The following is a 20,780-nucleotide window of genomic DNA, read 5'->3' as shown; positions in this document are numbered from 1 at the left end:
ATCAATTACTCTCTTTAATGTCGGCTTGCTCTAGCAAGGTGTATGTAAAATAAGGGCCATACTTGGCAGCGGATTGCTCACACAAAGCAATAAACTCATCAAAGTCATTAGGGCTTGCAAACACCTGGCAACCGGCAGACCACTTATCAACTTGGGTTGATGTGGTTTGGCTGTTTGCGCGGTGGCAATTAATGCCAAAATAACCTTGCTGTAGTTGAGCCTCTGGTGTGACGTCCGTGTCTAACTCGGTGTCTTTGTTGTTGTCACGAAGTACAACAACGGGTTTATGTTGAACAAGAGCGCGGTACTTGCCCTGGTGATAACCCAGCGTCCATAAACTTTTATGTTGCCCAGCAATAAGTACTGCCGTGCCATCTATGTTCATTGGGTGTTTACGCCAGTAATGGCCTGCATCTGTGGTGGCCTTAAACTGCTTTAGTTGCCACTCACCCTTTTGCTGATACAGCACACACATAACATCGTTAAACGTGTTAGCGCGTGTATTTGCATGGCGAATACCTATCACATTTAGGTTAAGTTCCCCTTCAAACACACGATAACCACAGGCTTGCAGGGTGCTTATTAATGCTGTTGCAGTGAGTTTACGAATGGCTTTAGTCATTACAAGTCTCTCACTTCATCGTCAGTTAGGTACGGTACACCGTTGATTTTTACAAAATCAGGGCTGGTGATTGGGCACTTAATTGATGTGGTATCTTCTTCCCCGCCTTCGGCTTTAATGTTGAGTAAATCCTCTAGTTGAGGCAAACAACCAAACGCTTCGATGTTCTTTTTGCCAGCGGTTACTTCAGCATTAAACGCCACATCGAATGGTTCAATGCCTTTCCAGCTGCCAGCTTTTTCAGCTTGCGCCTGCACAATTAACCAATTTTCATGGTCGAGTTTTAACGTGACTTCACCCGATACAGGGCCATCAACAAACCCTTTAGGAATACCACGCACCATTTTTGCTACACGACCATCAGTGATTTTTACGGATGCTTCAATTACATGCACCATTGAATCACCAATGAATATGTCGAAGTCTTTTCCGCCTAATACTTTTTGCATGCTCGCTCCTACTCTTCGTTATCTAACATGATGCCCACAATAATGGTGCTAGGTGAGTCAATGGGTTTAACTTTAAGCATGACTTGAATGGTCTTTTTGTTAAGCCACGTAATGCTGATACTGTCGTCTTTTGGTGGATCAATTAAACCAGGGAACTTGTCGGGACCAATGTTGATAGAGCGCGCCATTTCACGTAGTGGCTTACCCATTACGCGCTTACCAAATTCAGTGCCGCTAGCACTATTATTTAGCCGGCGGTTTTTAATGTGCTGAATGCCAATAATGCGCACGGCACGTGCTGCCATATCAACAATGCGGCCCGATTCTATTTGCTGAAAGTCGCCACCTTCAGCATCAAGCATGTTTACATCGCCAAAATACGTCCCATCAAAATCGGCATAAAACTGAGTGCAACTAAAACGCAGTGCATCAAGCGCGGCGGTCGTTGAATTGGTAAGCGGGTTGCCGGCGGCATCATTGGGTAATGGCATGAGTGACATTGCACCAGTAAGTACGCGCATTGGGCTATCGGCAATCGTCACTGAGCGTTTACATAAACGCCCTGTTACCGCGCCTAATTCGTCACCAAATAATAAAGGAATAACGGCCACTTGCGTTGCTACTACGCCATCGGTTAATGGCTGTAATGCAGTGACTAAATCAGGCCAGTTTTGTTTTTTAGCCAAGCCTGGCGCTGCTACCAAAATACGAACACGACGGGCAAGGCTCGATAAAATTTCAAGCGCTTTGGCTTGATAGCTTTCAATCTCGGCTTTGCCTGTAACCGGTGTACAAATAACAATAATTTCAGGGCTTACGTCTTGGTCCATAGCTTTATCAATCAGGGCCATTACGTTGTCGCCTGCGCTATGCGGGATAGCGTAACCACTTACTAAGTCGTCGCCGTTGCGTTGCCATGCTTTCACTTGCGTTTTTAGTGGCGAGTCGGCAGCGCCAAACTCAACATCAAAATCACTTTGTGCATTAATAGATAAAATTTTGCCATTGTTCTCGCTCGCTTGACCGATAAACAACACGCTGCGCTCTACCTGTTTTGTAGCGCCGCTGCCTGTTTGTATGGCGGCAACGGTTACTTTACCTTGTGCCATGATCGTTCCTTTTGCTTTGCGCTACGCCACGTGCATAGCCTTGTTTAAAATAAAACTTTGTTGCTGTTTTTGCTCGCTAACGGTTTGTCCTAAAAATGAGCGGGCTGGCAAGTCAATTTGCCACGCACTCTTGCTTGAGTTGCCCTTTAAATCGCGCAGTAAAAACCCTGCTTGGTTAATGCTTAAATGCTCAGTTATCCATTTAATACTGGGGCGCTTACTGCCCTTGCCTTTGCCTCGTGGAATTGTGTAACCCTCGGCTATTAATGCCCGGGCTAAATTGCGCGTAGCGGGCCCTTCTTTATTTTGTGCGGCTTTATTTTTTGGTTTGCCAGCATCCAGGCTTACACCTTCTTGATGCGCACGGGCTATTTTTCCGCTATTGCCACCACTAAAATAAACACCTGCGCTATCTGCGCCGTAGCGCACTTTCATATTGCGTTTTAACTTGGTAAGCATTTTCTTTTTTTACCGTTTGCGCGGCCCTGCCATGTTTTGCCTGTTAAATCTGTTTGCCTGGTAATGCGCTCTTTACTACTTTTATTTGCCCCGCGTATGGCACCACGTAAAATGTTGCGGCGCTTATTTGGAGTAAGCAGTAAAAACTTTAATTGTGCTTTGCTTTGGCCTTCATCAAATTTGACGTTAAGCACGGCTTACTTGGCCTTGCAGTATAAATTCCTCTGCTATCCATAGACTTTGCTCGCCAAAGTCATAACGCTGGCCGTTTAATTCAAAAGGGCCGTTGTCTGTTTGAATAAGTTCTATGTCTTCGCACAACTGGTTAATAGTCAGCTCTACTTCATTGCTGTTGTCGTCGTTAACGTCGGCGCTAAATTCAATATCGGTGCTGTCATATCTACCACCATTGTTTTGCAGCCAAAACCCAGCAAAGGCACAAATAAGCGCGGCAGGTGCTGAGCATGGGTTAATACTTATCACACCTGAGTAATAAAACCGCGCTGCTAATAACCCGTTACCATTAATGGTTTTGCTGCTTGGCTCTATGCGCCCGCCTTCTATCCAACTATCAAATTGAGTATTGAGTGCCAGCTTATGACCTTGGTATTCAACGCTTACTAAATGCTGTTTAAGCTGCTCAATTTTGCTTTGGCTCATAACAGTTCTACCGACAAGTTAGGGCTTAAGGTTTGCAATAAACGCAGTGCGTTTATGCTTTCGTTTACCCAATAGTCATGGTTATCAATCGCTGATTGGCTTTGTGCTATTGCGTTTTCGCGATGTGTGGTACTAAGTTTTGATACGAGTAATTTAGCTTTTGCTTTGCTGTAAACCGCCGCGTTGTAAAACAATACTTGTTGCGCATTTAACGCCGCACCATTAGTAAGCACTGCACTTGCTAGCTCTTGGTTAATTTCGGCCTGTGCGTAAAGCAGCTTTTCTACAAGCAGTTCGCTTTTGTTGGCGTACTCTTGGGCTATGGCATAATGCTCAAGAAAATAAGCAGTGCTTAATGCTGGGTAATAACCATTGCCTGGCACATCAACATTAGTGCTTTGTAAATCTGCTTTTGGCATGCCGCTTAAGTTCATATTGCACCTGTAAAAACACTCGTTAAATTAGGTGCGGGCGCCACTTAGTCACGCGCGTTAAGCAAGTAATGCTAACGTTGTGCTAAGTTGCCCACTGGCGTTGGAGCTGTTACTCGTTAACCGTTGCTTTTAATTGCTTTGCTAGCTTATCGACTAAGCCTTTTACCCCAGCTTTGTCGTTAATCACTTGGGCGCGCTCTGCAAATAACAGTGCGTTACCATAGTTATGCTGAGCGGCATCAACCTTTGCAGCAATGGCGTACAACTTGCCGCCCACCACTTCAAGGCCGTTCCAATCTTGGTTTTTAACGGTATTGATTAAGCCACGCAGTACATAGCTAATATCAAATAAGCCTTGTTGTTTTGATTCTGTTAGGTAGTAATTAGCATCATCGTAAAGTTGATCAATAACGAACGCAGGCCAGTGCTTGGTATTAAACACTGTGGGTAGCGGTTGCTTTTGCTCAATCATAAATGGCAATAATTCAAGCACTGCATCCCAGCGTTTTAAGTCAACTAGCCAAATAAACACCCATGCTAAAACGGTGTTTGGGTGGCATTGGCCGCTTAACCGGTATTCGTTTATGTAGGCTAAATAATCTTGGCGATCTAACGCTTCAGACTTGTAAGTTGCTTTGTCGGCTATGTCGGTAAATGTTTTTAGCTGAGCTAAGTCAGATTCGATAGCGGCTGCATAAAGCTGGTACTCGGTTTGCTTATTAACGTTGCTTGGCGCATTGGTGCTTGTGGCTGTTGCCACACCCGTTGGCGCATTAGGTTTAGTGCTTGTTGGTACGCTGCTTGCTGCTTTTGCTAATGATTTTTTGACTAAGCTCATTTAAAAACACTCTTTAATTTGGTTAAAAAAAGCCGCCCCGAAACTAGGGAAAAGGGCGGCTAATGGCTGCTAATAAACAGTTAATTAAACCCAGGCGCTACCATCTGAATTTGGTAACTTGATACTGGTAGATTCAAAATACATGACTTTTTCAAGGTCTTCGATGTAGTAGCAATCATTGCGTGATAGGTAGTCTTCAACACGTTTTTTCTTGGCGTTGTTTTCTACACTGGTTCGCGTTGAGCCCGTTTGTACGTAGTGGCTTAGGTTGTCAAAGCTGGTAACTAAAATGCCACGTGCAGGGAAAAACGGAATCTTATATGTCATTAAACCACCGTAGGTATCAATCACCTGTTGCAGTTCAATTTTGGTTTTTTCACTTGGGGTGTGTGCTTGCTTGGCATACAGCTTATTTTTGTCGTGCGCTAAAAGCTCGTCACCAATAATAGCTACCATGTTTGCACGTTTATGCTCTGGAATACCTTGCAATGCATCGTGCACGGCTTGGTCTAAGTTTTCATAATCGCCACCTGCACCAATACGGATTTCTTTTTTAGTCGCACCTTCGCTAATTGCGCGTGCAGGTGCATCGCGGCGAATTAACTCAAGCCAACCAATGTTTACATCGTTCATCATTGGGTATGCGACAATATCGGTTGTATCTTCTGCACTTGTGCCGTTCCAACCAATTTTAATAATGTCGAGTGCAATAGCCTGGCGTACGTGATTACGATAGCGAGTATGAAAATCAGGGAATTTAGACCACTGATCCATTTTTACCCATGTAATATGGATGTCGCACTCTACTGGATAACAACGGTATTCACGTTTATCAAGCTTTGATACATCGCGAGTTTGTCGCTCTTTTTTGTCATTTTTTTCTACACCGGCGCGCCCTGTAATGCCACCATCTACACTCATGATCACCGATTGACCAACTAGGTCATCAACAGGTACGGTGTTGATCATCTGTAAAAATTCGGCCGACTCATAAACCGCATCATATAAGTGCTGCTCGGTTGTAGGCTCAACGTTGAATTGCTCACTCATTGAGGTAACGCCGTAATTAACGGCCATGCCAGCCATAATGGCGACAAATAATTCTTTGGTTCTCGTCTTCATCTGCTTTCCTGCGTGTTACTAAGTAATGTTAAGGTGATGCACTTACAGCAAATTACTGTATTTGCCTTCTTCGCCTTCGGGTTCGTCGTCGGCGTCGGTTGTGTCACCCGCAGGTGCTTTTAACGCTTTGGTGAACTTGTCGTTAAGTTCACCTAATGCTGTTTTTGTTTTTAATAGCTCTTCTTTTACTTGAGCTAATTCGGTGTTTTCATCATCAGCTGACGGAGTGTGTTCTTCGCCTTCAGCTTTTGTAGTTGAAAACGAATCAAGCTTTGTGGCAAGCCCATCTAGCTTTTGGCCAAACTCACTAAGCGGTGTGCCGAGGGCATCTTTTAATGCGGTGGCTAATTCTTCTGGTTTCATGTCGGATTCTTCCTTTGCGAATAGTCGTTTAAAAAAGGGTTTTTTAGGGGCGGCGTCGATAGGCTCACATGATCCTAAATCAACTTTTAATAAAGAGACGTCCGTGTCATCTGGCTTGCTCTTACTACTGAAATGGATACGGTCGGTATAACAACTGGCTGGGTAATCGGTCACGGCTAAACCGATTAGATAGGTTTTACCTGAGCCCATAAAGTTGCGTTTAATTTCAATGCTAAAATAAACCGCTTGGTCTGCTTTGTTTAGCTCAACAAACCCTTGATTGGGCGCAAGCACTGCGTATAAACACACAATACCTTCTTCGTTTTCATAGGCTGCAACGCTTTCTACATCGCCCAACATGCCGGGAATATCCACGTTATGCAGGTTTTTAGCGGCCCAACCTGACCAGTTAAATTCGTGATCAACATTAATGCGTGCACCGTATTTACGTGGGTTGTAGGTTTCTACAATGTCGGCTACGTCTTGCTCTGATATTTCGCGGCCGTCAACGGTCATACCTACAGCGGCAATCGATAACGGTTTAGTACGTAGTTGACCTGGCATAAACAACCCTTTTTAAATATGTGCAAATTAAGCGTATTGCTTTAAAGTGATTGCAGTTTGCCCCCTCTTTTTATTCCTTTCCAACGGTTTAACTTTTTGAAATTCCTATATTTAACTTTTAGGAATGGACAGGTTTTTGACTGACAGATTAAGCGCTTTATTACGAATACACTGCCGCTATGAACTAATTAACGCGGTGCAATAGATGGCGAACTACGGACCAGAAATACGCAAAAAAGCACAAGATTTGTATGTGGTTGAGGGTTACACGGTTGACGAAATAGCCGAGCTTGACGATATGCCCAGTGCGCGTAGTGTTCGCCGTTGGGCTGAGGCTGGCAAATGGGAAGATATGTGCCCAAGCTATAATGCCGAAATGGCCTTTAGCAAACGCATTAATGTACTGGCCGATAAAGACGACAAAAACGATGCTGACTATAAAGAGCTCGACTTTTGCACGCGCCAACTGTGCGCGCTTAATAAAAGTAAATTAGCCCCTGCCCCAAAACAGCGCGCAAGTAATGACGCTAACGCAAACAATTACAGTGGCGGCAACAGTCATAGCAACAACGATAAAAAATCAAAGAAGAACAAGAAAAACGATTGCTCTGGCATTACCCTTGAAATGCTTAACGAGCTTAAAGACACATTACTTTACCCTCACCAAAAACATTGGTTTGATAACCAAGACCACCGCGCCCGCTTTATATTAAAACCGCGCCAAATTGGCGCGACATTCTATTTTGCCTTTGAAGCGTTTTACGATGCGGTTGTAAATGGCCGTAATAAAATATTTATATCAGCAAGCCGCGACCAAGCCGAGGTATTTAAAGCCAATATTGTGGCGTTGGTGCGTGAGCATTTTAATGTTGAGCTTAGCGGCTCACCCATGGTGCTTAATTTAGCCGGCGGTAAAACAGTTAAATTAATATTTAAGTCAACCAATGCCCGTACTGCACAATCTGAATCCGGTGATTTATATATAGATGAAGTGTTTTGGATACCTAAATATAAGTCGCTGCGCGGTTTGGCGCAGGCTATGGCAACGCATAAACATTTACGTATTACCTATTTTAGTACGCCATCGGTTACCAGCCACGAAGCGTATGATCATTGGAACGGTAAATGGTACCGCAAAACAAAAGCGTGTAACGATCCTGAATTTGCTATTGATGTAAGCCATAAAAACCTGAAGAACGGCCAGTTGTGTGACGACGGTATTTGGCGGCAAATGCTCACGGTTTACGATGTAGTAACCAGTGGTTTTAACCGCATTGATATTGGCGTACTTGAAAACGAATACAGCGTAGATGAGTTTAATAACTTGTTTATGTGTAAGTTTATTGATGATGCGCACAGTGCGTTTAACCTTAAACAGCTTATGAACTGCGTGGGCGATTCAACCAAATGGACTGACTTTGATTTAGCTTACGAGCGCCCGTTTGGCCTGCGCCCTGTTGTAATTGGTTTTGACCCTGCCCGCTTTGGCGATAAAGCAAGTGTTGCCATTTTAAGTGCGCCCATGCAGCCAGGCGAAAAGTTTTTACTGTTAGAAGCACTTGATTTAAGCGGCAACGACTTTGAAGCAATGGCAAACGAGATAAAACACCTCACCGAAAAATACAACGTTGTGCATATTGGCGTAGACACCACCGGCATTGGCTATGGCGTGTGGGAGCTTATAACTAAGTTTTACCCTAATGCCGAGCCGATTCATTACAACCCTATTATTAAAAACCGCATGGTAATTAAAGCCATTAACGTTATTCAAAACCGCCGCTTTGAGTTTGACCAGGACGCGGTAAATATTGCCAGCTCGTTTATTAATATTCGCCGTAAAGTGGTAGGGGATCAAATCACCTATGCCACAAACCGCACCGCTACAACAGGCCATGCCGATATTGCGTGGGCAATTATGCACGCCATGTTATTTGAACCACTCGACGGTAACGCCCATAGCCGTCAAACATCTGTAGGAATTGCAGCTTAATGAGTAAACCACGATTACAAGTAAGTAACGGCCACGCGCCAAACTACAACCAACGCACAGCGGTAACCGATACGTTTAGCTTTGGCGATCCGGAGCCCTGTTTAGACAACCGGCTAACCGATTACGTTGGGGTGTTTAGTGATAGCAACGGCATTTACGCCCCGCCCATTAATTTGCAAGGCTTGGTTAAACTGCTGCGAGTGAATGCCCAACACGGGCCCATTCTCTACTTTAAACGCAACATGATTTTAAAGTGGTATAAGCCTAACCCGCTTTTAAGCCATCAAGCGCTTAGCAAGTTTGCATTTGATTTGCTGTGGAGCGGTAACGCCTATTTACAGGTTATTAAAAATGCATTTGGGCAAGTTATTAAGCTGCGCCATTTACCTGCGTTGACTATGCGCTATACAGATAAACGCGGTGTGTATGCGCAATTAAGTAACCGCAGCCATAAGCCTGTTTACTTTAATGCGGGCGAAATAATACACGTAAAAGAATACGACCCCGGGCAAGGCATTTATGGCATACCGCAATATTACGGCGGTATTCAATCAGCATTATTAAATGAAGATGCCACTTTATTTAGACGTCGCTATTACAAGAACGGCGCGCACATGGGTTTTATATTCTCAATGGCCGACCCTAATTTAAGTGATGAAGATGAAACCGCCCTTAAAGATGCAATACGCGACAGCAAAGGCGTGGGTAACTTTAGAAGTCTGTTTTTTAATTTTCGCAGTAATAAAGCCGATGCTGAAAAAGCGATAAACATTACACCTGTGGGCGACATATCAACAAAAGACGAATTTGAGCGCATTAAAAAAATTACGCTTAACGACATGCTCAGCATGCACCGCGCGCAAGAAGCACTTAGTGGCCAATCATCTGGCGACAGCCCAGGCTTTGGCGACTTAGACAAAATTACCCGCGCGTATTACAACAACGAAGTTGTGCCCCTACAGCAAGACGTATTAGGCATTAATAATTACCTACCCGCCGCACAACATATTGAATTTAAAGAGCCTGAGTATTCAGACTTAAACCCAACAACCAAGGAAGCCACATGAGCTGGATAGATGTAACAGAGTTTATTAAACAATGGGGGCGTTTATTTATGTTGAGCTTTTTAGCAGCCGCTATTCAAATGTATTTAAGCAAAAAGCAATTTACGTTTTTTCATTACTGTATGAACGTGCTCATTGCTATTTTTGCAGCGTACTTAGCCGCCATGTTTTGTGAATGGCGCGGCTTTGACGAAAGCCTAAAAACAGGTGTGATTGGCGTAACAGCATATGCAGCACCACACATTTTAGAAGGGTTCGACAAGCTAATTAAATCGTTTAGCAAAGACCCTAAAAGCTTTATTAAATTTATACGGGGGATTAAATAATGGGATGGCTAAAAACACTGGTTTCGTTTATTACAGACCCAATAGCCGATTTAACCGGCGGCTATGTTGAGCGTAAACGCATAGCGGCTGAAATGGCCGCCGATGTAGCACGTGCTGAAAACAATTTCAAAATTGCGCAGTTTAATGCCAAAGCAAAACGTTGTATGCAAGCCGAGCAAAACGACGCGGATTATGACTTACTTGTGCTGAAGAACCGCGACAAAACTATAATGGATGAAGTGATCATTCTATTCTTTTTGGGTTTATTTGTTTGCCACTTTATACCAGCCATGCAACCGTATATGCACAACGGCTGGCAGGCCATGGGCTACAAAGGCGCGCCCTGGTACTTTGAATTTGTGATTGTGGGGATTGCCGTTTCAACGCTTGGGTTAATGAGATTGTTTAGGGCGTTTTGGGGAAGTAAAGGCGGTAATAAAAAAAGCGCTAGCTAGGAGCTAGTTTTAGCTCTATTTCAAGTTTATCGAATTAATTAATTAGTTACCCGATGCTATGAAGTATAATCTCAAAATTAATAGTATTGTATAATATAAAAATTATGGAAATTATGGAAATTATGGAAATTAGCACATTAACTCGAGATCATGACTTAGAATGTTCGATAGACCTTAAGTATTTAATGAACTTACGGTCTGCTCCTAGTATATCTGTATTTTTAAATGCTTTAAATTTTTTTATTGAGCAATTCTTAGAACGTGACGATGGATACTCAAAACACCAACTTTTTCGCCTCTTTCGGAAGAAAAATAACCTTGAAATAAAAAATACCAATATATTAGACTTAAAGGAAATAGCATATATAGAACGTATTAAAAAAAATATCAATACTCTTGAAACTGAGATATTCGGTGAGAAAATTATTTTCAAAAATCCAGTTATTGATATCATTAACTTCATTACAGAAAAAATAACTCAAGACTCAGATAATAAAAATATCAATGGTATTGTGAAAGAAGCCCTACCTTACTTATCGAACTATAGCTACGCGGTAAGTGAGTGTTCAAATAATATAACTATATATATTCAGTCTTTAAAACATAAAATCCACATAGTTAATAACTCTGAACTATTTTCAATAAATGACATTACTAACTTGTCGTCTATAATAATAAACCAACAAGTCAACAATATACCTCTCAAAATATCAGAAAACTCGCAGATAAGGCTTATTTCTTACAGGCCTGTAACTAGTAAGTACTTCACATTAATTGATTTTTATCTGCCACTAGAACACTGTAGAGCATTAATATATGACTTGGCTTATAGAAAAATAAATACTGCTGACGATGAAAACGATTTGAATGAAAAATTTACAGATTTATTAAACCGCCTAAAAGTACTGAAAGACAAGAATCTTTATTTTACTCAGTTTATAGATAAAACAACCATAAATGATATTAAATCCATTAGATTAAAAGTACGTAAAATACATCTTAATTACAATGACTCTAATAGGTACGGACAGGTCATAAACATGATTAGTGACATACTGAGAATTTATTTGAATAATATAGAATTATCAATAAACCTTGATAAAAATATAATTACTGGTATTTCTGAAATAAAGAGAAACAATGCTCTTTATATATTATCAAAAAACAACAAAAAGAATATTGACTCTGCTTTTGGTGAAGAAAATTTGTCTGCAATATTAGCGAGCACCCTTCGATGCTTATATGCTCATAACAAGGGCATAACTGTTCACAATGAATCAACAGTTGGAAATGGGCGTTCAGATATTCGTATCAATTTAAGAAGCAGTACTATTGGGCTTGTTGAGTCAAAGTTGCTAAGATCAAATAAAAACTCTAATGTCAACTATGAGCAAGAAACAAGAAATGGAATTGATCAGCTTTTCTCTCGCTATAGCGAAAACGAACACTTAACAGAAAATAAAAACATTGAACTATTCTTAATTTTATTTTCTTATGATTCAAACTTCCAAAACCTAGCATCCAAAGTAAGAAACTCCATAGAAACATATCAAAAAAATAATGATTTAGCATATGAGTTTATCAATAACACTGAAAATAGTATTAAATTTAAGTTAACCGAGTCACGTGAATCTCTTGGATTATTGGATAAATCGAGAATAATTAATATTATTGTATGTAACTTAGAGATAGATTACAAAACTAAGTCAAAAGAAAGAACAAAAAAATAACTATTAATTTTAATTATTCCGCTTTGTCATAGGCTCAACTAATACAACTTTAAAATACAATGTTTCACATACCCTTTCCTTTGTCACTTTATTGTCAAGCATTGTCACTTTTTGACAATGCGATCCTTTTAAAGTTACTTACAGATCCTTTTACTGCGCTGGCTGGCGATTAATGGCGTGTCACTGAGGTTGTCAATTTAACGCGTTTTTTGCACGAAAGCGGAAGGCGAGGAGGAGTGAATTTTTCGCCCTTTTAGTTCTCAGCTACACTTAGCGGCTCGGCCTTGGCGACCCGACTAAATACGATGCTATGTATTTTAAAAACGAGACTAAAATGCTTATTAAATTAATGAGTGATGAAGTGGCAAGGGACCCTGAAATGGGCAGTAAATTGCAGCTAAATTTTGATTTAGAGCCGAATGCGTAAAGTTAAATATCAGCAATAAAAAAGCGCTAGTTAGGAGCTAGCGCTTTAATAATTATGTCAGATATATATTGTGTGACGAAATTCTTGGCTTTTTATAAAGCTATCTATCTCTGAATTTAATTTAAGTACTGTTTGTGAAATAAAGCTTGAAGATTCAGTTCCTTTCTTTAAGTATACATTTAACTCTTCTTTGTGTTTTATCAAGTTATCATGTGAACTATTGCTGGAATAAACTACATTCAGTTCCCTAACATTACCAACACCATCTTTTGGTGTAACTTTCAGCTTAAAATATACTTTGTCGCTTTCAGCTAATAGCTCAGAGCAAGTAGTATTATCATCAATTGCTCTCTCAATAACCGCTTTAATAAACTCATCGAATTCGTTCATTTTATTCCCTTAATAGTTGTTTTAATTTCAACCTAACATGCAAGCAACTCTTTTGATAGCGAATAATTAAATGCTTATTTGTTATGCACAAAACCACTGTATATAATAACAGTGTATTTTATTAACAATTGGTGGTTATTATGGCGCGGGTTACTTGTCCGAATTGCGAAGCTAAAGCAACAATTACATCACGCGAAAAGCAAAGCGCCCATGTGGTTAATTTATATTGTTCGTGTACTAATACAAAAGAGTGCGGGGCTACGTTCCGTATTACCCAATCGTTTGATCACTTCTTAAATCCACCCTGTAAAACCACTGCACAATTAGCAGCTTCACTTATTAAAAACTTACCGCGTGAAGAACAATTAGAGTTAATTGGGCTTTAGCCATTTAAACATTAGCCATTAAAAAGCCCGCGTTATGCGGGCTTTTTTGTGGGTGGTGTTTTTTTACTGGCGCTGCCTGCCATATTGCTGTTGTGGCGCGGGTTGCTGCGGTGCATAACCTTAGCTTTGGTCTTGGTTTTGCTGGTTTTCGCTATCCCAAAAAATATACAGCTTTAACGGGCCTTGGTGGTTAATGGACATTGTGTCGAGCTCTATCTCTACGCTATCGCTGCCACCTTGCGGGTTGCTGCTAGGCCATTTAGTAGCGCGGCCTAATGTGGCGTAGCGGTTTTGGTGGTATTGCCTTGCTGGTATTTTTCAGCAATACAGGCAACACGGCCTTTATCAAGTGGTTTATTTTGTTGGTGCATGATGCGTTTCCTTTTTGTTAATTAAATAAAACTTTTAGTCACATTGACAATTAGCTGAATAAGCGCGACGCATAAATTAAATCCAATACATAAATAAAACCCTCTTAATATCCAAATGCTTTCATTTTTTAATTTCATTTTTCTGCTCGCTTTTCTTTGGTTTAACAACTGAGTGATACACCCAGTTGCGGCGTTTAACGGTTGGTTTCATTGATCACCATAATTCGCTTAATTCTTTTTCTAACTGCTTTTGTGCTAAGCGCTCTTCTAACAGTTCGCGGGGTGATTTGCTGCGCTGCTGGTATTGCGGGCGTGGCTCTTGGTTTTCATGATGTGATATTTTTTTAGGTGTACTTACTGATTTGGGTGACACAATGCGTGCTTTTTTACTGCGTGGTTTGGTTTCACCAGTGCGGGCTTTGTAAGTTTTTCGCTCACAGCCACAACCTTGAACTAGGCCTAGGTTATCTTTTCGTACTACGCGAGTGATGCCGCATACGCATTTACACATAAAATGCTGCACACCTCGATTGCGACGATCTTCGTTTAATACTGTCCAATTGTTGAAAACGTCACCCGCTTTTACTTTACCTGTGGCCATGGCTGTTCTCCTGCTTTTTTGGTTGTGGTCTGTTGGTTACTGCAAATACATCGGCGTTAGGTTCTTGCTGGTAGCCGGTGCAAATTTCCGTAGCAAATACGCTGTTATCGGTTTTACCGCATTGCCCGTATTGGGTTTTAGGCGCGGGCTTGTCGAATTTAGTAATAAACGGGCTATGCTGATCCTTTGCATACCCTTTTGGGCAAAACGCCTGGCAACTAATACATGCCTTTGGCATGAGTACGTTTGAAATTTGAATCGTCATGTTCTCTCCTACGCCATTAAATCGAGTGACCACCAATCGTTATCGCTGATTGCTGATGCTTCGCCAGCTAGAACAAGCCTAGCCATTTCAAGGTCGCCAATTAAATCAGCATGACCGTGTTTAAATTGAGTGCTTGATGGTGCGGTTCGGCCATCAAGTTCGGCATACATTGTGGCTAAGTCGTAAAGCTCACGGGCATATGCAATTTGTTGCTCTGTTGGGTTTAGCGTTATTTGCTTTTTAGGTTTTGCCATGTCTAGCTTTTCAAAGCTGTGCAGCTCGCGCTCTTGCAGGTGATAAACACGGTTACCAATAACCACAATACCGCCTTGGTTAAGGGTGCTTATTTGTGCAGGGGTAAAGTCGCTGATCTTATTTTTGCACGGCACTGATGTTTGCTCGTCTGCTGCTGGGGTGGCTTTTTTGGCTTCGGTGCGGGCTATTTCGTCAATAGCTAGGCGGCGCTGCTCTTGGCGCTGCGCTTTTTCGTCTAATGTGACTAAATGGCCGTCTTTTATTAGGTAAATAAGGCCGTTATTTTTAACCCGCTTACCAGCTAACAGATCCTTTTTAACGCTTGCGATCTGTTTTTTAGTAAAACCGATCATATCTAGCAATAATTCGTCTGTATGCCTTACAGCTAAAGGCGTACGATTATTCCCACTAGTCCAAGGTAGGTCGGCTGCGCCGACGTTGTTGGCATCCTGCCCATCAATTGCAGCGGTGTTGTTATTTGCTGCGGTGCCTATAACTTGCTTAGACCAGGTATGAACGCGAGTAACTAACGTGCAAAGCCCAAAGGTGTCTTCAACGCCTTTTAGGGTTTTAGTAAATTCGGCATATTGATTGCCGTATTCAGTATGTTGGTATGCAGGTTTAAAGCGTGCATCGCGGCCAATACCAAAACCACCCATTAAAGTAACAAAGGTTTTAAAGTCGCCTTGGTCGGCAGCTTGGCGAACTTGCTCTAATTGCTCGTTGCCTTGCACTTCTTCGCGCACTCGGCGCAGCTCGCGCCATATAGTGATAGAGGGTGATTTTTGAAATTGAAACTGCCTAATGCCCCACGTGCTGGCCCATGCTTTAACCGGGTTAACCGCTTGGGTTAGCTTTTCACCTGTTTCCGCGTCGTACTCGTTTGCCAGTGCAAAGCCATCTATATTTTTACTTACATACTTAGCAACATAAGCCGCTGCCCCGCCTGTTTTTTTGCCGTCTTTACCCTCTTTTGCAGGTAACATTTTAATGGCGGTATAACGTGGGCCGCTTGGTGTGTAGTCTTTTTTAGGTTCGCGGGTGTAAATGCCTTTAGATTTATTTAAACCCCAAATACGACGCGCTTTTGTGTAGCGTGCGCGTAATGATTTGCGGTTTTTAAAACGCTGAAAAAATACCTCGCGGTCGTCGCGGGTAAAGTAGCGACGCAGTAAATGGTTAACTTGGTCGTAGTAACGTGCTGGCATCCACAAAAGCATGTGCCAGTGGGTGCAACCATCTGCATGCGGCTCGGCTACACGAATACCAAAGTACGGTATTTCAAGGCGGTCTAATTTTGCGCGGGCTTGCGAATACAGTTTGTTTAAGTAAAGGCTTGCATCTTTTGGGGTTGAGCCATCCCACGTAGGCGAATTTGCATGAAAACGACTCGGCGCTGTAATGTTATAAAAGCCACCGGTGTAGCCCATTTCGTCGGCGAGTTCTTCGGTTTCGCGTATGCGTAGCATTAGCTCGTTACGCATGTTTTCAGGATTGGCAACGCCTGCTTCAACCGCTTTCATTAGCGATATAACATCGCTTTGTTCGTTTACTAATTCTAGGCTCTCTAGGTAGCGCTGGCCGCGTTCGCGGTTTGTGGTGTATTCCGCCACGGCTTGTTTAGAGCAGTACGCACTAATGCCACGGCGCTTAGTTGTTTTTGCGCCTTTTTTATCGGTACTGGTAAATAAATCGCGGCCCACTTCGCCGGTGGCAATTTCTAAATGCTCAAGGTAACGGCTACGAATAGTTTTAAGTTTACGAGCCCACCATTTATGATCTTGGGCTTTTAACAGGGCTACTTCGGCATCGGGGACGGTTAAGTAATCGCCCTTTTCAGCAAACTGTAACTGCACAGTAAATTGTGCGGCGTATTCGTTTACGCTTGCGTGTATGTCGGTTGCATCCCACGTGGGCTGTTCTTTTGCAAGGTCGGCGATTATTTCGGCCACTTGCATAGCCAATACATTGGCATGTTTTTTGGTTTTATCTGCATTGGCTAATATGTGCCAAGGCAATGGCATGGTGTCTGTAATGTGCTTAAGTATTTTTAAGCGTGGCGCTAATGTTTTTACCGTGCGGCGTAACCAGCTGTTAGCTTTTTGCTGCTTACGAATTACCGTAACAGTAAGTTGTGCTTTGCTTTGTGCTGTGTTGTTGCCCGTAAAATCGTAGTGCTTACGGCTGGCATTAATGAGTCGTTCGTTATATTGCGCGTTTGTTTCTTTTTGTGTTTGGCCTGCGTTTTTAAGGTTGGCGCTGTATTTATCAATAAAGCGCTTAGCTACACGCATTTGCAGTGGTTTAGGCACTTTGCTTAAACAGTCGTAAACAAACGCGACTTCTTCTGCGTCGTCAATTGCATTAATAACCGACATAGCCGATTTAGACACCTGCTCACCAACCTGCTGCTGTAAATGCTGGCTTGGGGCGGGTTGTGGCTTTTTTACGTTGCGCTGCTTGTGTGCAAACTCCATATTACTGGCTATTTGGCGCACAAAGCTGGCTTGTATGCTAGGTGCGCGACCGCCTTCTATAATGTCTTTTACAATAAAATTATGAATATTATTGTTATGCACTTTTTTAAGTGTTGCTTTAGCTGGTTTGCTTAGTTTTAGGTTGGTTACATCAATGCGGTGCTGAGCGGTTTTAAGCACATCATAAAACCAAGCGTTTGCTTTTTCGCTTGGGTTTATGGGCTCGTCTTTATACCAGGCGTTACTCGGTTGGGTAATTTTGGCAATGTACTGCTTAACCAGTTTATATTGGCTGTACGCAGTAAAACGGCCAAGGCCGTTTATTAATGTTGTGCGGTGTTCAATGTCGTCAACGGCCTTAACCATAGTTAAAGCCGCTGTGCATACGTCAAAGTGTGTTATGGGCCATAAGCTCATTGTTAATTAAGCTCTATTTCAATAATTTTAGGCTCGCCGTGAATTTGCGCGGCATCTAACGCGATTTGCATTTGGTCGTAAACTGGCGCGTATACATCATGTATATCAACAATCATTCTCAATATTGGCAAAAAGTCAGTTAGGCAGTTTTCACACTCCATAAGCATGGCAACTGTTGGGCGCTTGTTTAAATTGCGAATAGTAAAATTGGCTTGGTCGATAGCGTGTTCAATGATATTTCTTACTAAATTCTGTTTTTTAAATAGATCTTGGTCTTTGATAGTGGTCATTTTTAGTGTTCCTTTGGGGTTAAAACGGGATGTCGTTTATTTTGTGAAAAACATCTACATGTTTTACGTTGTGATGATCTTGAATCATGTATTCTTTATATGAGTAGTTAAGCCAAGCATCTGCACGCTCAGCCTCTTCTATTGTTTGTCGTTTGCTCTCAAGATGGATTAAAAATTCTGCACCTAAGTAAAGAAACCAGCCACTTTGCATTTCGCGGTAGATTGCACTAATACGCTTTGCAATTTTCGGCGCGTACTCTTCTAGGACGCTAATGGCATGTGCAGCTTTTGAAAAGTCACATTTTTCTATATCGCGCTGTTTACTGTGTGCGTTGTGATACCTAAGCGCCGCTTTTGCTTTTGGGTGTAGTTTCATTACTTCACGACTCCAAGCGCTGAAAATATCTTTCGGAACTCTGCGGTTCTATTGCCAAGGTAAGTAATAAAACATCCTTTGGGTGCGCCTTTTTTTACATTGCCTTGTGCATCGTTAAAATGTGTACGGCCATCAATAAAGCAGCTTAAACCTGCGTTTAGTAGCTTTTGGCACCATGCTTCTGAGCTATTAACAAAGGTGATGTTCATTGCTTCTTTAAAGTTACCTTGTGCATATTGATCTAAGTAGTAGTCAATCCAATCGCCGTTGCTGGCTATGTCTTCGGTAATGCAATGGCCACGGTACTTGCTGTAAGTAGGGTCGTTACATATTTTTTTAACGCACTTAGGTTTGCATGTTATTTCACCTTTGTTGAATGGATGATTTAACCAAACAGTATTAGCTATCCAATTGCGTGTTAATGCATCGTCATCTTTGGTTAAGTAACACGTCGCTTTTACTGACTTGTTAGCAACCGCACAACTTGCAGGGTCTAAATCAATAACGGGGAACATTTGGTGCACATACTTCAAAACTTTAGCGGGCGTATAAAACTCAACATTGCCACTGTCTTGGTTGATTAGTTGATCGGGAGTCATAGCCGTTCCTTAGTGCGAACTAACTGTTAGGTGTGAATAGTCGTTGCTGGTATTTTCACGCGGGGCGTTTTTCATAAACTTAGCTGGTGCCATGGCGTTGGCATCGGTAAATGCTTTAACCAGCGCTTGCAACTGCAAAATAGCTTTGTGAATTTTTATTCGAACTTCACCGTTATAATCACGAAAATTGTCTTTTTGCTGCATTGGCTGAATACCCGCAGTAAAGCAAATAATTGCTCGTTCATTGTGGGTTAGCACACGGTTATAAACATGTTCAGGGGTATGACGGTCGGTGCCCATCAATGCTTTTATTTCAGCAAGGCCTTTTGGTATGTGCCGCCCTTCTACTGCTTTTAATGGCGCTGGTTGTGCGTTATTGGTTTGTTTAACTAATGCATTTGCCATGGTTTGCTCCTAGTTATTTACGCTTTTTTGATGCTGTGTTCTAAACGCTATTAGCTCGTTTATGCGGTAATAATTACTTTTGCCAAACTGAACTGGCTTTGGAAAGTTGTCTAACTTATTAAGTTTCCAAAACTTAGCGTGAGCACAACCCATCACTTCCATTGCCTCACGGGTGTTTACTAAGCGGTCTTTTTGCTCTTCAAGCTCCGTGCGCAACTGAATGTTTTCTTGCAGTAGTGCAAACAACACAGCTTTTGCATCTGGGTGAATATCTAATAAAATAATTTGTTGTTCAGTGCTCATGCTGCATCTTCCTTTTTGCTTTTTTGATGATCGGCCAGTAAATCGTTTACCGATATTTCACCGTTAGTTAGTTCTGAAATACGCGGAATGTATTTCGCTGGGGCTTGACTGTGTCGATTTACCCAGTTCCAAACAGCGGTTTGTTGAGTACCCAAAAGGCGAGCTAATCTTGTTTGCCCACCGATTAGACTTACTGCTTTTTCAATAGATGACATATACACCTCACGATTGATTACTTTAAGTAATCTTATGATCCCTAAAAGTGATTGTCAATTTAATTTATCACTTTATGTAATCAAAAAAACCCGAATAAGTAATTTGACTGTGATAACTTAAAGTTGTGATAATCTTCCGAATAGATTACTTATAGTTATTAAATTACTTAAGAGGATTAATATGGATATTGCAAAAAGAGTAAAGGAACGCCGCACAGCGTTAGGGTTAACCCAATACCAACTGGCTGATCTCGTCGGCACAGCGCAAACCTCGATTCAAAAATTAGAGAAAGGTGATACTAAAAACCCGCGCAACATAGAATCATTAGCGCGAGCACTCCAATGTACACCCGAGTATTTACGCTTTGGTATTGGTGAAAACAGTAGTAATGTTGCATCAGGGCCAACAATTAAAGCTACCGCCCCACTTATCAGCTGGGTGCAAGCCGGTGCTTGGTCAGACATAACCGAGATAAAAGCCTACGACGCAGAGCGTTATATGTGCCCTGTTAATTGCAGTGATCTAACCTTTGTTTTAAAAGTGCAAGGTATTAGCATGGAGCCAAAGTTTGATGAGGGAGATTTGATTTTTGTAGACCCTGAAGCAGAATGCATCCACGGTTCGTACGTAGTAGCCCGCCTAGACGACGACAACCAAGCCACTTTTAAACAACTCATAATCGAAGGTGGCCACAAATTTCTAAAAGCCGCCAACCCCAACTGGCCAGAGCAATTAATACCGATTAATGGCAACTGTACGTTGGTTGGGAAAGTAATATTTACGGGTAAGTCGCTTTAAAAGCATTAGTAAAAATAAA

The 20,780-nt window shown here is 41.9% G+C and carries 27 protein-coding genes; 7 read left to right on the top strand and 20 right to left on the bottom strand.

What is annotated here, in order from left to right; genetic code table 11:
• Position 1: 1 nt before the first annotated feature.
• The 10 genes from V6260_RS00570 to V6260_RS00525 form a co-directional block, all read right to left on the bottom strand.
• A complete protein-coding gene (locus V6260_RS00570) occupies positions 2 to 622 on the bottom strand; it encodes a hypothetical protein (protein WP_341592002.1) in 621 nt (206 codons plus the stop codon).
• Positions 622 to 1,071 carry a phage protein gene (locus V6260_RS00565; RefSeq protein ID WP_341592001.1) on the bottom strand — a complete coding sequence of 150 codons (450 nt, stop codon included), beginning with the start codon at positions 1,069 to 1,071 and terminating at the stop codon, positions 622 to 624. Before V6260_RS00565 ends, V6260_RS00570 begins: the two co-directional genes overlap by 1 nt.
• 8 nt (positions 1,072 to 1,079) lie before the next feature.
• Complete coding sequence (locus tag V6260_RS00560; protein ID WP_341592000.1) at positions 1,080 to 2,180, bottom strand: DUF2586 domain-containing protein; 1,101 nt, start codon at positions 2,178 to 2,180, stop codon at positions 1,080 to 1,082.
• Positions 2,181 to 2,201: 21 nt separating this feature from the next.
• Positions 2,202 to 2,639, bottom strand: coding sequence for a hypothetical protein (locus V6260_RS00555; RefSeq protein WP_341591999.1), 438 nt, complete (start codon positions 2,637 to 2,639; stop codon positions 2,202 to 2,204).
• Positions 2,624 to 2,833, bottom strand: a complete 210-nt coding sequence (locus tag V6260_RS00550) for a hypothetical protein (RefSeq protein WP_341591998.1) — start codon at positions 2,831 to 2,833, stop codon at positions 2,624 to 2,626. The genes V6260_RS00555 and V6260_RS00550 overlap by 16 nt, the downstream gene beginning before the upstream one ends.
• The gene (locus tag V6260_RS00545) at positions 2,826 to 3,299 is read right to left on the bottom strand and encodes a phage tail protein (RefSeq protein ID WP_182701034.1); all 474 of its coding nucleotides are present in this window, start codon (positions 3,297 to 3,299) and stop codon (positions 2,826 to 2,828) included. The genes V6260_RS00550 and V6260_RS00545 overlap by 8 nt, the downstream gene beginning before the upstream one ends.
• Positions 3,296 to 3,733 carry a phage head protein gene (locus V6260_RS00540; protein WP_341591997.1) on the bottom strand — a complete coding sequence of 146 codons (438 nt, stop codon included), beginning with the start codon at positions 3,731 to 3,733 and terminating at the stop codon, positions 3,296 to 3,298. Before V6260_RS00540 ends, V6260_RS00545 begins: the two co-directional genes overlap by 4 nt.
• A 109-nt stretch (positions 3,734 to 3,842) precedes the next feature.
• Positions 3,843 to 4,571, bottom strand: coding sequence for a phage terminase small subunit (gpM, locus tag V6260_RS00535; RefSeq protein ID WP_341591996.1), 729 nt, complete (start codon positions 4,569 to 4,571; stop codon positions 3,843 to 3,845).
• An 84-nt stretch (positions 4,572 to 4,655) separates the two neighbouring features.
• Complete coding sequence (locus V6260_RS00530; RefSeq protein ID WP_341591995.1) at positions 4,656 to 5,693, bottom strand: phage major capsid protein, P2 family; 1,038 nt, start codon at positions 5,691 to 5,693, stop codon at positions 4,656 to 4,658.
• A 42-nt stretch (positions 5,694 to 5,735) separates the two neighbouring features.
• A complete protein-coding gene (locus V6260_RS00525; RefSeq protein ID WP_341591994.1) occupies positions 5,736 to 6,620 on the bottom strand; it encodes a GPO family capsid scaffolding protein in 885 nt (294 codons plus the stop codon).
• A 205-nt stretch (positions 6,621 to 6,825) separates the two neighbouring features.
• On the opposite strand from V6260_RS00525, the gene V6260_RS00520 reads away from it, so the two are divergent.
• From V6260_RS00520 to V6260_RS00500, 5 genes are all read left to right on the top strand, one after another.
• Positions 6,826 to 8,610, top strand: coding sequence for a terminase large subunit domain-containing protein (locus V6260_RS00520; RefSeq protein ID WP_341591993.1), 1,785 nt, complete (start codon positions 6,826 to 6,828; stop codon positions 8,608 to 8,610).
• The gene (locus tag V6260_RS00515) at positions 8,610 to 9,677 is read left to right on the top strand and encodes a phage portal protein (protein WP_341591992.1); all 1,068 of its coding nucleotides are present in this window, start codon (positions 8,610 to 8,612) and stop codon (positions 9,675 to 9,677) included. The genes V6260_RS00520 and V6260_RS00515 overlap by 1 nt, the downstream gene beginning before the upstream one ends.
• Positions 9,674 to 10,000, top strand: coding sequence for a phage holin family protein (locus V6260_RS00510; protein WP_341591991.1), 327 nt, complete (start codon positions 9,674 to 9,676; stop codon positions 9,998 to 10,000). Before V6260_RS00515 ends, V6260_RS00510 begins: the two co-directional genes overlap by 4 nt.
• Positions 10,000 to 10,455, top strand: coding sequence for a hypothetical protein (locus tag V6260_RS00505; RefSeq protein WP_341591990.1), 456 nt, complete (start codon positions 10,000 to 10,002; stop codon positions 10,453 to 10,455). The genes V6260_RS00510 and V6260_RS00505 overlap by 1 nt, the downstream gene beginning before the upstream one ends.
• A 113-nt stretch (positions 10,456 to 10,568) precedes the next feature.
• Positions 10,569 to 12,185, top strand: coding sequence for a hypothetical protein (locus V6260_RS00500; RefSeq protein WP_341591989.1), 1,617 nt, complete (start codon positions 10,569 to 10,571; stop codon positions 12,183 to 12,185).
• 484 nt (positions 12,186 to 12,669) lie between these two features.
• On the opposite strand, the gene V6260_RS00495 is transcribed toward V6260_RS00500, so the two are convergent.
• Complete coding sequence (locus V6260_RS00495) at positions 12,670 to 13,002, bottom strand: hypothetical protein (protein ID WP_341591988.1); 333 nt, start codon at positions 13,000 to 13,002, stop codon at positions 12,670 to 12,672.
• Between the two features lie 140 nt (positions 13,003 to 13,142).
• On the opposite strand from V6260_RS00495, the gene V6260_RS00490 reads away from it, so the two are divergent.
• Positions 13,143 to 13,388 (top strand): ogr/Delta-like zinc finger family protein, encoded by a 246-nt coding sequence (locus V6260_RS00490; RefSeq protein WP_009838248.1) that lies wholly within the window; start codon positions 13,143 to 13,145, stop codon positions 13,386 to 13,388.
• A gap of 585 nt (positions 13,389 to 13,973) precedes the next feature.
• Here the strand turns inward: V6260_RS00490 and V6260_RS00485 are convergent.
• Genes V6260_RS00485 through V6260_RS00445 form a run of 9 tightly spaced genes read right to left on the bottom strand, consistent with a single transcriptional unit; the run spans position 13,974 to position 19,962 of the window.
• On the bottom strand, positions 13,974 to 14,360 hold the full coding sequence (locus V6260_RS00485) for a hypothetical protein (protein ID WP_341591987.1): 387 nt from the start codon (positions 14,358 to 14,360) through the stop codon (positions 13,974 to 13,976).
• Entirely contained in the window at positions 14,347 to 14,625 is a 279-nt protein-coding gene (locus V6260_RS00480; protein ID WP_341591986.1) for a hypothetical protein, read from the bottom strand. Before V6260_RS00480 ends, V6260_RS00485 begins: the two co-directional genes overlap by 14 nt.
• 8 nt (positions 14,626 to 14,633) lie before the next feature.
• Positions 14,634 to 17,774, bottom strand: coding sequence for a replication endonuclease (locus V6260_RS00475; protein ID WP_341591985.1), 3,141 nt, complete (start codon positions 17,772 to 17,774; stop codon positions 14,634 to 14,636).
• A gap of 2 nt (positions 17,775 to 17,776) precedes the next feature.
• Complete coding sequence (locus V6260_RS00470) at positions 17,777 to 18,064, bottom strand: hypothetical protein (protein ID WP_341591984.1); 288 nt, start codon at positions 18,062 to 18,064, stop codon at positions 17,777 to 17,779.
• A gap of 19 nt (positions 18,065 to 18,083) precedes the next feature.
• The gene (locus V6260_RS00465) at positions 18,084 to 18,440 is read right to left on the bottom strand and encodes a hypothetical protein (RefSeq protein ID WP_341591983.1); all 357 of its coding nucleotides are present in this window, start codon (positions 18,438 to 18,440) and stop codon (positions 18,084 to 18,086) included.
• Positions 18,440 to 19,039, bottom strand: coding sequence for a DNA N-6-adenine-methyltransferase (locus V6260_RS00460; RefSeq protein WP_341591982.1), 600 nt, complete (start codon positions 19,037 to 19,039; stop codon positions 18,440 to 18,442). Before V6260_RS00460 ends, V6260_RS00465 begins: the two co-directional genes overlap by 1 nt.
• 9 nt (positions 19,040 to 19,048) lie before the next feature.
• A complete protein-coding gene (locus V6260_RS00455) occupies positions 19,049 to 19,444 on the bottom strand; it encodes a hypothetical protein (protein ID WP_341591981.1) in 396 nt (131 codons plus the stop codon).
• 9 nt (positions 19,445 to 19,453) lie between these two features.
• Positions 19,454 to 19,747: a hypothetical protein gene (locus tag V6260_RS00450; RefSeq protein WP_341591980.1), complete on the bottom strand. Its 294-nt coding sequence runs from the start codon at positions 19,745 to 19,747 to the stop codon at positions 19,454 to 19,456.
• Positions 19,744 to 19,962 (bottom strand): YdaS family helix-turn-helix protein, encoded by a 219-nt coding sequence (locus V6260_RS00445; protein WP_149614074.1) that lies wholly within the window; start codon positions 19,960 to 19,962, stop codon positions 19,744 to 19,746. The genes V6260_RS00450 and V6260_RS00445 overlap by 4 nt, the downstream gene beginning before the upstream one ends.
• 181 nt (positions 19,963 to 20,143) lie before the next feature.
• Here V6260_RS00445 and V6260_RS00440 point away from each other — a divergent pair, with 181 nt between their 5' ends.
• On the top strand, positions 20,144 to 20,761 hold the full coding sequence (locus V6260_RS00440; RefSeq protein WP_341591979.1) for an XRE family transcriptional regulator: 618 nt from the start codon (positions 20,144 to 20,146) through the stop codon (positions 20,759 to 20,761).
• Positions 20,762 to 20,780: the final 19 nt, after the last annotated feature.

Source organism: Pseudoalteromonas aliena, assembly GCF_038155085.1.
GTDB classification, from domain to species: Bacteria; Pseudomonadota; Gammaproteobacteria; order Enterobacterales; family Alteromonadaceae; genus Pseudoalteromonas; species Pseudoalteromonas aliena_A.
The sequence above is the reverse complement of the archived record's forward strand: the minus strand, read 5'-3'. Positions and strand labels throughout refer to the sequence as shown.